Raw genomic sequence first — 13,826 nt, 5'->3', positions numbered from 1 at the left:
ACAAAAGCTTGGGAAAAACTATACGCGAAACGAAGTGCAGTTGAAAGAGTGAATGGTTATCTAAAAGAACATATGAAATTAAATGATACGACACACTATCGATCAGAAATTGTTCAAGTGGAACTATTACTGATTCAACTTGCTTATAATTTAAAGAATTTTGCAGCACAACGATTATCACAAGTGAAATATAGAAAAGAACTAGTCGCTTAACTTCAAAAAACAAGAATATTGAAATTGGTCGAGTGTTTACTTTTCTAAAAAGTGAATTATGAAATTAGCTCACCTACTCCCTTTAAATGTTTCAACTTAAAAATGAAAAAGCGATAATTTTCCAATTAAAAAATCCCCTCTCGTGATTGATATCTTTAAGATACGTACGAAAGAGGAAAATATTTTAAATTAATTCTTTAATTGGTGAAAAACTTCTACGGTGAATCGGACAGATACCAATTTTATTAATCCCAGCTAAATGTTCTTTCGTACCGTAACCAGCATTTTTTGAAAAACCATAACCTGGGTACTGTTGATCGTACTCTTTCATCAAATCATCTCTGGTTTCTTTTGCGATGATACTCGCGCACGCAATTGAAATACTACGAGCATCACCTTTGATAATACTTTCTTGAGGAATATCTACAGGAAGCGTCATCGCATCAATTAATAAATATTCTGGGCTTATCGCAAGTTTGTCAATTGCTTGTTGCATGGCAAGTTTCGTCGCCTCGTAAATATTAACACTATCAATTGTTTTTTCGTCAATAATACCAACGCCAATTGCAAGTGCTTTTTCTTTTATTTCCTTAGCTAAATAGGCTCTTTTAGTCGCAGATAATTGTTTCGAATCATTGACTTCAATCAACTTAAAATCTACAGGTAAGATAACAGCACAAGCAACTACTGGTCCAGCAAGTGGTCCCCGACCAACTTCATCGATACCAGCAATAAATTGATAACCCTTATCACGACAATCATTTTCAAATTCTTGCATTTCAATGAAATGTTGACGCAACACAATTTGTCTTTTTAGGCGATTTTCTGCTGTCATTAGTACTGCTTGAACCCCTTTTCTTTCATCATTATATAACGACATAAAAAAAGGGTCATCCAATCTTGTTACTAATTTTAATTGCTCTTTAATTTGGTTAACTGTAAGTTCTTTACTCACTATTTCCCCTCCTGAAAATCACTCACTAGATCTAAAGTATAACGACCTAAGCGGCCATCTCTAATTTCTTGCACAATCATTTGACTGCCACGTTCATAATCATCTTTAAAACCGCGTTTTTTGGTAATTAAAAGTAAAATATCAACTGCAGAGAGTAATATTTCTTCGTCAGATAATTGATAACGATCTTGTAATTGAGATGGATAATGTTCCTTAAAAAAGTCGAGTCCAAACAAAGCTAAATCATCCATATTTAATAAAGTATCTTTTATCGCGCCCGTTAAAGCTAATTTTTTACCAATTTGTTCATCTTCAAATTTAGGCCAAAGAATTCCCGGTGTATCAAGCAACTCAAAATCTTTACTTGATTTAAGCCATTGTTGACCTTTTGTAACACCAGGCATATTCCCTGTTTTGGCCATGTTTTTATTAGCTAAGCGGTTTAACAATGTTGATTTACCTACATTAGGAATTCCAATACACATCGCTCTAATTGGGCGTGGTCTCATACCTCGCGCTTTTTGTCTTTCAATTTTTTCAGCTAGCATTTCTTTAGACTTGGTACTAATCGCTTTGATCCCTTTACCTTGATTTGCATTAATTTTTAAGCAAGCATAGCCTTTATTCTCGAAATACTTTTGCCAGTTGTCAGTTTGAATTGGATCAGCCAAATCTGCTTTATTTAACAGAACTAAACGTGGTTTTTGTTGGATCAATTGATCTAACATTGGATTACGACTTGACATTGGTAAACGCGCGTCGACAATTTCTAAGACGATATCAACTAGTTTTAGTTTTTCTGCAACTTCGCGACGAGCTTTTGCCATATGACCTGGAAACCATTGGATTGTCATCATCTTTCCCCCTCTTTTATTTTCATAGAAAATTTGCATAACCGATAGACAGCTTTCTAATTTTTCTTTCATCATTGTAACATAAATTAGACTGCACGCTAAAACTTGTTAGCACAAATTAAAAGCTGAGTCAAAAGTATAAAAAAACAGTTGTCTCAGCATATTTTAAGCATATTATATAACAAATTTTAGTCATATTGTTAAAAAATTTTGAAATCTTTTAGCGGATAATAGATTAGTCTGATTTTACCAATGATATCTTGTGAATTAATTGTTCCAAACGAGCGACTATCTTTACTTAAACGGCGATTATCACCTAATACAAAATAATTGTTTTTGGGAATTTTCTTAACACCCAACAATTCTTTTGAATTAAAATCAGTTGTATATAAGAAACCGTTCTTTTTCTTTTTAATGCCTTCTAAGTATTCTTCGTCAATCTTTTTCCCATTCACGTACAAAACATCATTTTTATATTCGATTGTTTCTCCTGGTAAACCAATCACCCTTTTGACGTAGGTATTTCCATCTAAGGAATGAAAAACAATCATATCAAAGCGTTTAATTTCAGAAAATTGTTCGGTAATCACAAAATCGCTCTGTTTTAATGTTGGTGCCATCGAATTTCCAGTCACTTCAATTGGTACAAAAACAAAGGCCCTACATATAATTACGATTACGTATGCAACAACAAACATTTTGATCCAGTACCAAAATAATTCTATTACTTTTTTTCCAAAATTGACACCACCTTATACTTGGAGCATCCGAAAAAACAAACTCGGAATTCCTAAGATTACTATTTTCAATGATATACAATATTAATCAAAAAAGCTAGGTGAATCACACTTTATTTGAATATTTTTTAATATTAATATCTCGCGCAAAAAAAGAGAGCGACCAGAATAATAGTCGACCTCTTTCTTAAATTAATGATGCGTCATATGAGTAATGGTTTGTTTTAAAATGTCACTTACGTGTTGATCATCAAGCGAATAATAAACCCCTTTACCTTCACGTCTTGTTTTAACAAGACGATTTGTTCGAAGGAGTTTTAATTGATGTGAGACTGCCGATTGTTCCATATTTAAACGTTCAACTAAAGTTGATACATTTAACTCTTCTTCCATCAGATTAATCAATATTTTCAAGCGCGTTGGATCACTCAACGCTTTGTAAAACTGGCTAACTTCTTTTAATTCTTCATCATTAATATCTTGTATTGTCATTCATTTCCAACCTTTTAGTTTACTTGTAATAATTTTGTGATTGCTTCTTCAAGTTGGCTGAATTTTGTTGCAGATGCTTCTTTGGTATCACCTTTGACACTTAAGTAGATTTTTACTTTAGGTTCTGTTCCTGAAGGACGAACTGCAAACCAACTGCCATCTTCCAAATAATATTTCAATACATTTGATTTTGGCAAGCCAATTGATGTCACTTCTCCAGATAATAGGTTTTCACAAACATCTGTATCATAGTCTTCTTGAATCGCAATCTTATAATCTCCAACTTTGGTGATTTTTTGTTCTCTTAATTGTAGCATAATATTTTTAATTTTTTCAATACCATCAATACCAGAGAACGTAAATGAAATTGTTTTTTCAGTATAGAATCCGTGCTCTTTGTAAATCTCAAGCAACACATCATAAAGCGTCAAGCCTTGTTCTTTGTAATAGGTTGTCATTTCAGCAATTAGTACTAATGCTTGGATGGCATCTTTATCACGTACAAACGGTTGTACTAAATAGCCATAACTTTCTTCAAAACCGAAAACAAAAGTATGACTACCTGTCGCTTCAAATTCTTTGATTTTTTCTGCAATAAATTTAAAACCAGTTAAAACATTGATCATTTCAACATCATATTTTGTTGCAATGCTAGTTGCCAGTTCACTTGAAACAATTGATTTTAATGCTGCAGAGTTTTGATTCAACGTACCTGTTCTCTTCTTCGCATCTAAAATGTATTGTAACATTAAACTACCAATTTGGTTACCAGAAAGCACTTGATATTCGCCATTTGGTAATTTTACCGCTGCACCTAATCGGTCTGCATCTGGATCTGTTGCAATTAACAAATCAGCATTTTTTTCTTTTCCTAATTTAATTGCATATTCAAAAGCTGCACTATCTTCAGGATTAGGAGATTTTACAGTTGTAAAATCAGGATCTGCAACCGCTTGCTCTGGAACAAATTCAAAACCAGTAAAACCAGCATTTAATAAGGCTTTTTCACCTAACATTTTACCTGTTCCGTGTAATGGCGTGAAAATAAGTTTTAAATCTTTAGCTGAACGATTTAAGAGTTCTTGATCAATTGTCACTGATTTTACTTTTTCAAGATATGGTTCATCAATATCTGCACCAATAATTGATACAAATTCTTTTTCTTGTTCCGCTGAAGGTACTGCAATAATTAAAGGGTTTTCAATACTTCTTACAAATTCAATGACAGCATCAGCATCTTTAGGTGGCATTTGGCCCCCGTCTTCACCATAAACTTTAAAACCGTTATAGTTTGAAGGATTGTGACTCGCGGTAATCATGATACCCGAAATACAATTTAATTCGCGAACAGCGTAAGATAGTTCAGGAGTTGGTCTTAAACTTTCGAAAACATATGATTTAATACCATGAGTTGCTAATGTTCCAGCAGAAACCATTGCAAATTCTTTCGATTGGTAACGACAATCGTAAGCAATCGCAACACCACGTTTTTTAGCTTCTTCCCCAAGTGATTCAATGAACAAAGCAAGACCCTTTGCTGCTTGTCTAATTGTATAAATATTCATACGATTAATTCCTGCGCCTAATACGCCACGCATTCCAGCAGTACCAAATTCAAGTGGCGCGAAAAAAGCGTCCTCAAGTTCGTGTTCGTCATTTTCAACTTCTTCTAAATCGGTTCTTACTTTTTGATCTAACTCATTAAAATCTGACCATTGTTTATAAATTTCTTTCCAAGACATTTCATCACCTCAATAATTTAATTAACTAAATTAAACATTTAATTACTTATAGTATACCACTAAGTTGAATCAAGTTGGAATAAATTTAGTAAATCATACCAATAATATATTCCCACACTTTTCCCAAACTATACCATTTTCACAAGAAAACCTTTTCAAAAACAAAAAGCGACGCCATTTAAGACGCCACTTCGTGTTTTTTTAATCTAAAGCGGATAAATAATTATAAACTTCTTGTCCAGCAATACTACCATCACCAACTGCAGTCGCAATTTGACGTAAGACAGTATTTCGTACATCTCCAATTGCATAAATACCCGGAATTGAAGTTTCCATTTTTTCGTTGGTTTCAATCCAGCCTTCTTGATTTGTGATGCCTAAGTTTTTGAACGGTTCGGTTAATGGGTCTAAACCAATATAAATAAATACACCATCTGCTTCAAGATTCGATATTTCACCAATTTGAGTATCTTTTAGCTCGATTGAATTTACCTTTATATCATCACCTTTTATTGCTAACGGTGTCTTATTCCAAATAAAGTCAATTTTTTCATTTTTAAAAGCACGATCCTGTAAGATTTTTTGTGCTCTTAATTGATCGCGACGATGGACAATCGTCACTTTACTAGCAAATTGGGTCAAGTACATTCCTTCTTCAACAGCTGAATCTCCCCCGCCAACTACAACTAAATGGCGATCTCTAAAGAATGCCCCGTCACAGACAGCACAGTACGATACACCACGGCCTGAGTATTCTTCTTCACCCGGAATCCCAATCTTACGATGGTCACTTCCTGTTGCAATGATGACAGTCTTAGCTTCATAGGTTTCATCATCACAAATCACTTTTTTAACTTCACCATGATCTTCAAGTGCTTGAATATTACCGTAAACATGTTCGGCACCAAATTTTAATGCATTATCATACATTTTTAGTGATAAGTCAGGACCTTCAATACTTGTAAAGCCTGGATAATTTTCGACCTCACTTGTATTCATCATCTGCCCACCCGGAGCACCTCGCTCAATAATTAAAACAGATAAGTCAGAACGTGAGGCATAAAGTGCAGCAGTCATTCCTGCAGGCCCGGCTCCTAAAATTATTACATCATACATAATAGAACCCTCCAAATAAATTTCTATTTAAACTGTAACCTTTTAAAAAATAAATGTCTATTCTTTTGTTTTGATTTAAATGATTGACATCTCAGTAATAACCTTTACAATACTCTTGATATCCATAAAACACCAAATTGAAAGAGGTGGATTAATGTCCAAATTAAAACTATGTTTTACAAAACACAAAGAATCTGATCAAGAGTTAATATTCCTTAGTTGGCCAATTTTTATTGAATTATTTTTAAGAGTCTTTATCGGTAATATTAACGTTTGGATGATTTCGCAATATTCCGAATCGGCAGTTGCTGCAGTCGGGGCTTCCAATCAACTATTAAATCTTTCTGTATTTATTTACGGATTTATCACGGTCGGCGCCCAAATTATTATCGCACAACTGATTGGGGCACAAAAACATCATAAAATTAAAGAAGTTATCACAACAGCACTTATTGGATCATTTGTTTTAGGCCTTATCATTAGTTTCGTTTTTATTTGTTTACCCGAACAACTTCTTTTCTTTATGAATTTACCTACGAATATAGTTGAAATTGGTGTTCCATATATTCAAATTTATGGAGCGAGTCTTTTTATTACTTCTATTTCAGCTGCGATAGTTGCCGTCTTAAGAAGCCACGGAAAAACGAAAGCCGCACTCATTATTCCTACGATAGCCATTATTTTTGCTGTTATTGGGAACTATGTCGCTTTATACGGGCCAATGGGTCTACCTCATTTAGGTGTCAAAGGTTTGGCAATTTCAACTGTTGTAAGTAATTTTATCGCGTTACTTATTGCTTTTATTATCTTAAATCGTGTCATTGGTTTTAATGTTCTCAAGCTTAGAATAAAAAATGCTTCGGTACCAATGTTAAGACAAATTCTTACCTATGGCCTACCTTCTTCAGGTGAAAACTTATCCTACACAGCTTCGCAAGTTGTTGTAACGATGATTGTTGCAAGTTTAGGTGAAAATATGTTAATTGCAAAATCGTATGTCACAGCCATTACCCAGTTTGTGTATCTGATTGCCGCCTCACTTAGTCAAGGGAACCAAATCATTATTGGGCGAAATATTGGTGCTAAGGCTTATAATCGAGCGTATGTCCGCGGTAAACGAACTGTCCAAATCGCAATGATTTGTACAGCATTAATTTCAATCTCTACTTGGATCGCGATAGAACCTATTATGCATATTTTTACTTACAATCAAGAGGTAATTGCCATTGCCAAAATTATTTTCCTTGTTGATATTTTCTTAGAACTAGGTAGAACGGTTAATATGGTCATGGTCGGATCACTTAACGCAACAGGAGATGTTAAATTTCCTTTGATCATCAGTTTAATTGTTCTGTGGCTGATTAGTTTACCTTTCTCATATGTTCTCGCTATTCCATTAAAAATGGGCCTTGTAGGCGTTTGGTTAGCTTACTCGATAGATGAGGGTTTGCGGGCAATTATGCTCTTAAAACGATGGAAATCAGGTATTTGGCGAACTAAATCAAAAATAAATTAAAAAAATTCTAGNNCTAGAATTTTTTTAATTTATTGATAATTTTCCATCAAGCGCATACCCATCATTAAATTTTGTTTTAACAAAAATAAGTAGCATCACTAAGCCTAAACCTAATGACTGAATCATTAACATTACTGTGATATCGTAGCTAATAAAACCAACGACCGTCGCAAGCAATGTTGGTATAAACATCGCATTTAACACAACATTTACAGATTCTTTATAGGTCTTAATGGTTGACATTTGGTTTTTCTTAGTTAGCAAAATAAAGAAACTAGCACCAAAAACTAAGAATAGAACAGTCACAACAACTAACAAACTGACTAAAATAATCATACTAAAATAACGATAAACCGAATTTTGATTATTCCACTCTTTATTAATCATGGTTAAGAAATCTTGATTTGAATTAAAATCACTTCCATTGATTGATTTAGGATATGCAATCGTCAAATCAGTATCACCTTTCAATTTAATCTCAATTGTTTTATTTGTAAACATAACACCATTCTTCATGGTAGCATGTTCTTTTCCATTGAGATTAACAATTAAAAAGTCTTCTTTAATTGGCTCTTGTGGTTGAACCAATTGATGATTTTCAACTTTTATCTGCTGTAAATCCGTCAATGAAATTTTTTCAACAGTTTTGGTTAAATCAGGTAAAAATTCATTCAAGTCATATTCAGGAACATTTTTCGAATGATAAACCACAGGATTTAACAGTAGAAAGACTAAAAAAATACTTACAAAAATCATTTGAATTGCATTTAAATCTCTACGTCCTAAAAACATTTTTTTGAAACTACAACTATTTACAAAATAAGAAATTGGAAATGATTTTTTCTTCATGATTGAAAACTCCTATCCTTTTGTACCACCTGATAAAAGTCCAGATACAAAGTTCTTTTGTAAGAAAAAGAACAGAACGGAAATAGGTAACGCAATCAAAATTGCTCCAGCAGCGAATAACGCAATTTTTTGGTCACGAGCATTTGATAAGAATGTTTGTAAACCAACTGCAACTGTAATTTTTTCTGGAGAACGAAGCAAGAATTTTGCTAACATGAAATCTCCAAAAGGTCCCATAAACGCCCAAAGTGCCTGAACCGCAATCATCGGTTTAACTAGTGGTAACACAATTTGCCAAAATATTCTAAAATGACCCGCGCCATCAAGTTTTGCAGATTCATCTAAATCAATTGGAACAGTATCGAAGTATCCTTTCATTAACCATGTGTTCATTGGAATCCCACCACCAATATAAATGATAGTTAAGAACCAAGGTTGATCTAAGGCATTTAACAATAGTGCCATAACAAAGAATGCTGTTAAGGCAGCCATTGTTGGTACCATTTGAATGATTAAGAAAAGTTTCAAACTTTGTTTACGACCAATAAAACGATATCTTGAGTATGTGTACCCAGCTAATGTTACAATAATCACCTGACAAATCATAGTGAATGTTGCAATAATTAAGGTATTCTTATACCAACTTAAATACAGTGTTTCGTCAAACAATCGCTTGAAGTTATTGAGTGTCCAATCACCTTTTAAATCAAGTGAGAATGCACCCACGTTACCTGTTTTAAAAGCAGTACTAACAGTGATCAACAATGGATAAATGATGACAATTGATAACACAATTAAAAACAAATACGTAAATAAATGAGATAAAAATCGCTCTCTTTTAACGGAGTGTGTTCGTTTCATTTTACATGCCCTCCATATCAAATGCTTTAGTTTTCTTAAAGACAATTAGCGAAATACCGATAACAATAAATGAGATAATTAACGTTACAGCTGCGGCTATCGAGTACTGAGGCGCATTTCCAGTCGTTAATTTAAAAATCCAAGAAATTAAGATATCCGTTGAACCAGCACCACCGCCGACACTACCCGGACCACCATCGTTGAATAAGTAAATCATTGAGAAATTGTTAAAGTTACCTGTGTATTGTGTGACAAAAATAGGTGCCGCCACAAATAGAATCATTGGTAACGTAATTGTGTTAAAACGTTGTAAAACGCCCGCACCGTCAATTTTAGCAGCTTCATATAACTCTTCTGGAATCGATTGTAAAATACCAGTTGTCATAACATAAATATATGGGAAGCCTAACCAACCTTGAATCATGATAATCGCAACTTTTGTCCAGAAAGGATCAGTCTTCCATGCGATTGGTGCAATATCTACCAATGGTAAATGATTAAAGAATGGAATAACTTGTGTGTTAATCGCACCGATACTATCATTGAAAATATTTGAGAAACTCATAATCGTAATAAATGCTGGAACTGCCCAAGGTAATAGGAAGATTACCCCAAACCATCTTTTTCCTTTGATAAATGATTGGTTTGCAATTACGGCAGTTAAGACACCTAAAACAATTTGTAAAGTTGTCGCACAAACTGTCCAAATGACTGTCCAGCTAAGTACAGCACCAAACGTTGCACGATAACTACTTAAGAAGAAAATACTGAAGAAGTTTTTAAAGCCAACCCAGTCTATTAGGTTTGCTGGTGGAATATGTTGGAAATCATAGTTTGTAAAAGCCATAAATAATGTGACAAGTACTGGGAAAATAATAGCAACAGTCATAACCAAGTATGCTGGTAATGTAAGTAAATATGGAAAACCGTGATCTAAAACATTATCAAGTGTTTCTTTCGGTGTCACTGTAACTTTGACACCGTTATTGATTTTTTTAGCAATGTTTTTCGCATCAAGAATATTTACAACATAAAAAATTAAGAAGATAACTGTGATAATAATTTGCATTGTACCTTGAATTAAAAGAAACAATGAATGATCTTGTCCAGCTACACTACCTAGTGAAATGAAATTTTCTAAGGCGGTCGCCCCAAAAGTCGCAAGCTCAAAAATGAATAAGGCAAAAATAACTAAAAAGATTGAACCTTTAAATTTTTGACCGTTATAAAACTGACCAGCCCCTGGAATCAGTGACAAGAGTGAAGCTTTTTTAACATCTTTTTTATTAGTGGAAGTTGTCATGATTTTTCTCCTATTCTTTAAAAAAAACAGCAGAGAGTCTTTTTTATTCTCCGCTGTTTTAATCTAATTAGTTTTTACCGTATTTTTGGGCAATGTTTTCGTCAATAATTTTAACAGCGTTATCTGCCGCTTCTTTAGGTGTTTGTTTTCCAGATGCAGCGTCAAACATTAAGTTTTCGCCACCAGTCCAAACTTCAGCCATTTCTGGGATGTTAGGCATTGGAACAGCACTTTCATATTGCTCGATTACAGCTTTAGTTAAATCATCGTCACCTTTAGATGCGAATTCTTTAGCTTTACCATTTGCGGGAACTTCATTTGTCATTTCATACAATACTTTTTGGTTTGCTTCGTTTGTTAAGTAATCAATTAATTTTTGAGCCATATCTTTATCTTTAGTGTAGTTACTGATTACCCACGCTTTGCCGCCACCAAATGCTTCGTATTTTTTACCATTATTTAGTGTAGGGATTTTAGCAGTACCAAAGTTTACGCCACCATCTTTATATCCAGCAGCAGCCCAAGGTCCATTGATAATTGCAGCGGTTTTACCACCTAAGAATTGGTTATCAATAAATTCTTGTGATTTTTTGATATCCATCATACCTTTTGGCCAAACATCTTTGAACCATTCAGTAGCATAAGTAATACCTTCGATAGAACCTTTGTTGTTTAAACCAACATCTTTAGGATCTGTTCCTTCTTTACCAAATACATAACCACCATAACCAGATAATAATCCGTATGTACTATAGAAGTCAGTCCATTTAGCTAAGAATCCAACATTTTTACCTTTTTCATCTGCAAAAGCAAATTTATCATCTTTCGAAATTGCTTCTAAATCAGCAAATGTTTCAGGCGCTTTATCAATTAGGTCTTTATTATAGTAAAGAATTAATGTTTCAATAATCGCTGGCGCTCCATATTGTTTGCCATCCACTGTAACTTGACGTTTGTCACGATCATCATAGATTGATGTATCTGTAAGCTTAACTTCTGATAAATGACCTTGTTGTCCTAAAGGTCCTAATCTATCGTAAGCTGACATCATTACATCTGGTGCTTTTCCAGCAGGACCATCTAATGAAAGTGCATCTAGTTGGTCAAACATATCTTTTTCAACTAACTTAACTTTAACTTTATTTTCTTTTTCAAAGTCACCTTTGATTTTTTCTAAATATTTGATGTAACCTTTATCTACAGAAACTGTAAGAGTGTTGCTATCTTCTTTAGATGCTTCTTTTTTATCTTTGCTTCCGCCACAAGCTACTAAAGTTAATGCTACACCCGCTGTTAGTAAACCTAGACCAAATCTTTTTAAACCTTTTTTCATTGTTTAAAACCTCCTAAAGTATTGTTGTTTACAACATAAGATTAGTTTGTTACGGCTTTCATTGCAACCGTTTTTACAATGTTACCGATAACAGGTTACCCTTTTGTAATTAAGAATCCATTCTTTTTGATGACCGCTTTCTTTCCTACTATGTCAACATTTTGACTAAGTGCTACTTCACCAAAAAATTCACGTTCAACTTCATTATTCCCTGCGTTAAACAAACCAGCAATGGTCTGACCTTCAAATGAACGAGAACATTGAATAAATTGATTTTCGTTGTCTAATTCTTCAAAAGTCAAAGTGCCATATGACAGTACCTTTTGTTGTTCCTTACGAAACGCAATTAAATCTTTCATAAAATCTAAGAAGACCAAATCTTGTTTTTCTTCATCCCAAATCATACATTTACGGCAATCTGGATCCATTGCACCATCCATGCCGATTTCAGTTCCATAATAGATACATGGTGAACCTTGTTGAATGAAGGTAAAGGCAAGTGTTTGTTTCGCTAGCTCTTTATCACCACCACATGTTGTTAATAATCGTGGCGTGTCATGAGAGTCGAGACAATTGAACATGACTTGATTCGTTTGTTCGCGATAAAGCATCAACTGTTCATGTAAACCACTAGCTAACTTAGTTGCTTTAATCTCTTTTTTAACAAAGAAGTTTTCAATTGTTTCTGTAAAAGCATAATTCATGACCGCGTGGAATTCATGCCCATCTAACCAACTTTGAGATGAATGCCAAATTTCACCTAAAATATATAAATCTTCTTTAACACCTGTCGTTGCATCATAGAATTTTCTCCAAAAACGATGATCTACTTCGTTAGCAACATCTAAACGCCATGCATCAATATCAAATTCTTCAATCCAATAAGTTGCAATTGCTAATAAGTAATCAATAACTTCTGGATTAGCTGTGTTTAATTTTGGCATACGAGGTGTAAATGCAAATGTATCAAAATTTAAATCTAAACGACTATCCTCATCACTTGCTTGAACAGGAAACTCTTTAATTTGGAACCAATCTTTAAAACGTGATTTTTCTTCATTTTCAAGAACATCTTGCCATTGTGGTGATTTATTACCAAAGTGGTTAAAGACCGCATCAAGCATAATCTTAATACCACGTTCATGTGCTTTTTCTACTAATTCTTTAAATTTGGCTTTATCGCCAAATGCTGGATCAATTTCAAAATAGTCGATTGTATCATATTTATGATTAGATGTTGCTTTAAAAATTGGGCAGAAATATAATCCATTAATTCCTAATTCTTGGATATAGTCTAAATGGTCAATCACACCTTGTAAATCGCCACCGAAGAAATCAGTTGTTGATGGGTCTTTACTTGCCCATGGTAATGTTCCCTCTGGATCATTGCTTTGATCACCATTATCAAATCGTTCTGGAAAAATCTGATACCAAACAGTTTCCTTGACCCATTCAGGTTCTTTGAAGCGATCTGCTTCATGGAAGTAAGGCATACGGAAATAGTTTTCCGCTTTAGCTCTTGCTTGATCACTCAGCTCAAAAATGCCACGATCACCATAAAATAAATCCTCACCGTCGTAGCCATGAATTGCAAAGGCGTATTGAACACGACGGTATTTCGCTCCTCTTTCAATCAACCAATAATCATAATCTTCGGTTTGCGCAACACGCTTCATTGGGCGAGATTCTTTGTGCCATTTTTCTTCATTAATTAAATATGGATCGCCACTAATTAATTCAACGCGTTCCGCATCGTTTCTTTTTGTTCTTAAACGGATATGCATTAAATCCTTTGTATATAAATATGCATATTCGCTATCTGGTCTATGTAAAAATGCTGCTCTTTCCATCTGTT

The 13,826-nt window shown here is 34.0% G+C and carries 13 protein-coding genes; 2 read left to right on the top strand and 11 right to left on the bottom strand.

What is annotated here, in order from left to right; translation table 11 throughout:
* Positions 1-213, top strand: a 213-nt coding sequence (locus tag ESZ54_RS10755; RefSeq protein ID WP_162615172.1) for a transposase, incomplete at its 5' end; no start/stop codon positions are given.
* A 184-nt stretch (positions 214-397) separates the two neighbouring features.
* On the opposite strand, the gene ESZ54_RS10750 is transcribed toward ESZ54_RS10755, so the two are convergent.
* From ESZ54_RS10750 to trxB, 6 genes are all read right to left on the bottom strand, one after another.
* A complete protein-coding gene (locus tag ESZ54_RS10750) occupies positions 398-1,168 on the bottom strand; it encodes a ribonuclease HII (RefSeq protein WP_136137660.1) in 771 nt (256 codons plus the stop codon).
* The gene (ylqF, locus tag ESZ54_RS10745; protein ID WP_136137659.1) at positions 1,168-2,022 is read right to left on the bottom strand and encodes a ribosome biogenesis GTPase YlqF; all 855 of its coding nucleotides are present in this window, start codon (positions 2,020-2,022) and stop codon (positions 1,168-1,170) included. The genes ESZ54_RS10750 and ylqF overlap by 1 nt, the downstream gene beginning before the upstream one ends.
* 200 nt (positions 2,023-2,222) lie before the next feature.
* Positions 2,223-2,720, bottom strand: a complete 498-nt coding sequence (gene lepB / locus ESZ54_RS10740; RefSeq protein WP_136137658.1) for a signal peptidase I — start codon at positions 2,718-2,720, stop codon at positions 2,223-2,225.
* A 231-nt stretch (positions 2,721-2,951) separates the two neighbouring features.
* Positions 2,952-3,251: an ArsR/SmtB family transcription factor gene (locus ESZ54_RS10735; protein ID WP_136137657.1), complete on the bottom strand. Its 300-nt coding sequence runs from the start codon at positions 3,249-3,251 to the stop codon at positions 2,952-2,954.
* A 14-nt stretch (positions 3,252-3,265) separates the two neighbouring features.
* Positions 3,266-4,993: a phospho-sugar mutase gene (locus ESZ54_RS10730; protein WP_136137656.1), complete on the bottom strand. Its 1,728-nt coding sequence runs from the start codon at positions 4,991-4,993 to the stop codon at positions 3,266-3,268.
* A 201-nt stretch (positions 4,994-5,194) separates the two neighbouring features.
* The gene (trxB, locus tag ESZ54_RS10725; protein ID WP_136137655.1) at positions 5,195-6,109 is read right to left on the bottom strand and encodes a thioredoxin-disulfide reductase; all 915 of its coding nucleotides are present in this window, start codon (positions 6,107-6,109) and stop codon (positions 5,195-5,197) included.
* A gap of 154 nt (positions 6,110-6,263) precedes the next feature.
* On the opposite strand from trxB, the gene ESZ54_RS10720 reads away from it, so the two are divergent.
* Positions 6,264-7,625: an MATE family efflux transporter gene (locus ESZ54_RS10720; protein WP_136137654.1), complete on the top strand. Its 1,362-nt coding sequence runs from the start codon at positions 6,264-6,266 to the stop codon at positions 7,623-7,625.
* A 24-nt stretch (positions 7,626-7,649) separates the two neighbouring features.
* On the opposite strand, the gene ESZ54_RS10715 is transcribed toward ESZ54_RS10720, so the two are convergent.
* The 5 genes from ESZ54_RS10715 to ESZ54_RS10695 form a co-directional block, all read right to left on the bottom strand.
* Positions 7,650-8,474, bottom strand: coding sequence for a DUF1189 family protein (locus ESZ54_RS10715; protein ID WP_136137653.1), 825 nt, complete (start codon positions 8,472-8,474; stop codon positions 7,650-7,652).
* Between the two features lie 12 nt (positions 8,475-8,486).
* Positions 8,487-9,335: a sugar ABC transporter permease gene (locus ESZ54_RS10710; RefSeq protein ID WP_136137652.1), complete on the bottom strand. Its 849-nt coding sequence runs from the start codon at positions 9,333-9,335 to the stop codon at positions 8,487-8,489.
* A 1-nt stretch (position 9,336) separates the two neighbouring features.
* Positions 9,337-10,638, bottom strand: a complete 1,302-nt coding sequence (locus tag ESZ54_RS10705) for a carbohydrate ABC transporter permease (RefSeq protein WP_136137651.1) — start codon at positions 10,636-10,638, stop codon at positions 9,337-9,339.
* A gap of 67 nt (positions 10,639-10,705) precedes the next feature.
* The gene (locus ESZ54_RS10700) at positions 10,706-11,971 is read right to left on the bottom strand and encodes an extracellular solute-binding protein (protein WP_136137650.1); all 1,266 of its coding nucleotides are present in this window, start codon (positions 11,969-11,971) and stop codon (positions 10,706-10,708) included.
* Between the two features lie 95 nt (positions 11,972-12,066).
* Positions 12,067-13,821: a glycoside hydrolase family 13 protein gene (locus ESZ54_RS10695; protein WP_136137649.1), complete on the bottom strand. Its 1,755-nt coding sequence runs from the start codon at positions 13,819-13,821 to the stop codon at positions 12,067-12,069.
* Positions 13,822-13,826: the final 5 nt, after the last annotated feature.

The sequence above is a fragment of the Vagococcus silagei genome (assembly GCF_004795745.1).
GTDB lineage: Bacteria > Bacillota > Bacilli > Lactobacillales > Vagococcaceae > Vagococcus > Vagococcus silagei.
Note: the sequence above shows the minus strand (reverse complement) of the source record. Positions and strands in the feature narration are given on the sequence as shown.

What these genes read in the sequence shown, in the direction of transcription:
- ESZ54_RS10720 (WP_136137654.1), top strand. Translation starts at nt 6,264, where the DNA reads ATGTCCAAATTAAAACTATGTTTTACAAAACACAAAGAATCTGATCAA.
- ESZ54_RS10715 (WP_136137653.1), bottom strand. Translation starts at nt 8,474, where the DNA reads ATGAAGAAAAAATCATTTCCAATTTCTTATTTTGTAAATAGTTGTAGT.
- lepB (WP_136137658.1), bottom strand. Translation starts at nt 2,720, where the DNA reads ATGTTTGTTGTTGCATACGTAATCGTAATTATATGTAGGGCCTTTGTT.
- ESZ54_RS10735 (WP_136137657.1), bottom strand. Translation starts at nt 3,251, where the DNA reads ATGACAATACAAGATATTAATGATGAAGAATTAAAAGAAGTTAGCCAG.
- trxB (WP_136137655.1), bottom strand. Translation starts at nt 6,109, where the DNA reads ATGTATGATGTAATAATTTTAGGAGCCGGGCCTGCAGGAATGACTGCT.
- ESZ54_RS10710 (WP_136137652.1), bottom strand. Translation starts at nt 9,335, where the DNA reads ATGAAACGAACACACTCCGTTAAAAGAGAGCGATTTTTATCTCATTTA.
- ylqF (WP_136137659.1), bottom strand. Translation starts at nt 2,022, where the DNA reads ATGACAATCCAATGGTTTCCAGGTCATATGGCAAAAGCTCGTCGCGAA.
- ESZ54_RS10700 (WP_136137650.1), bottom strand. Translation starts at nt 11,971, where the DNA reads ATGAAAAAAGGTTTAAAAAGATTTGGTCTAGGTTTACTAACAGCGGGT.
- ESZ54_RS10730 (WP_136137656.1), bottom strand. Translation starts at nt 4,993, where the DNA reads ATGTCTTGGAAAGAAATTTATAAACAATGGTCAGATTTTAATGAGTTA.
- ESZ54_RS10705 (WP_136137651.1), bottom strand. Translation starts at nt 10,638, where the DNA reads ATGACAACTTCCACTAATAAAAAAGATGTTAAAAAAGCTTCACTCTTG.
- ESZ54_RS10695 (WP_136137649.1), bottom strand. Translation starts at nt 13,821, where the DNA reads ATGGAAAGAGCAGCATTTTTACATAGACCAGATAGCGAATATGCATAT.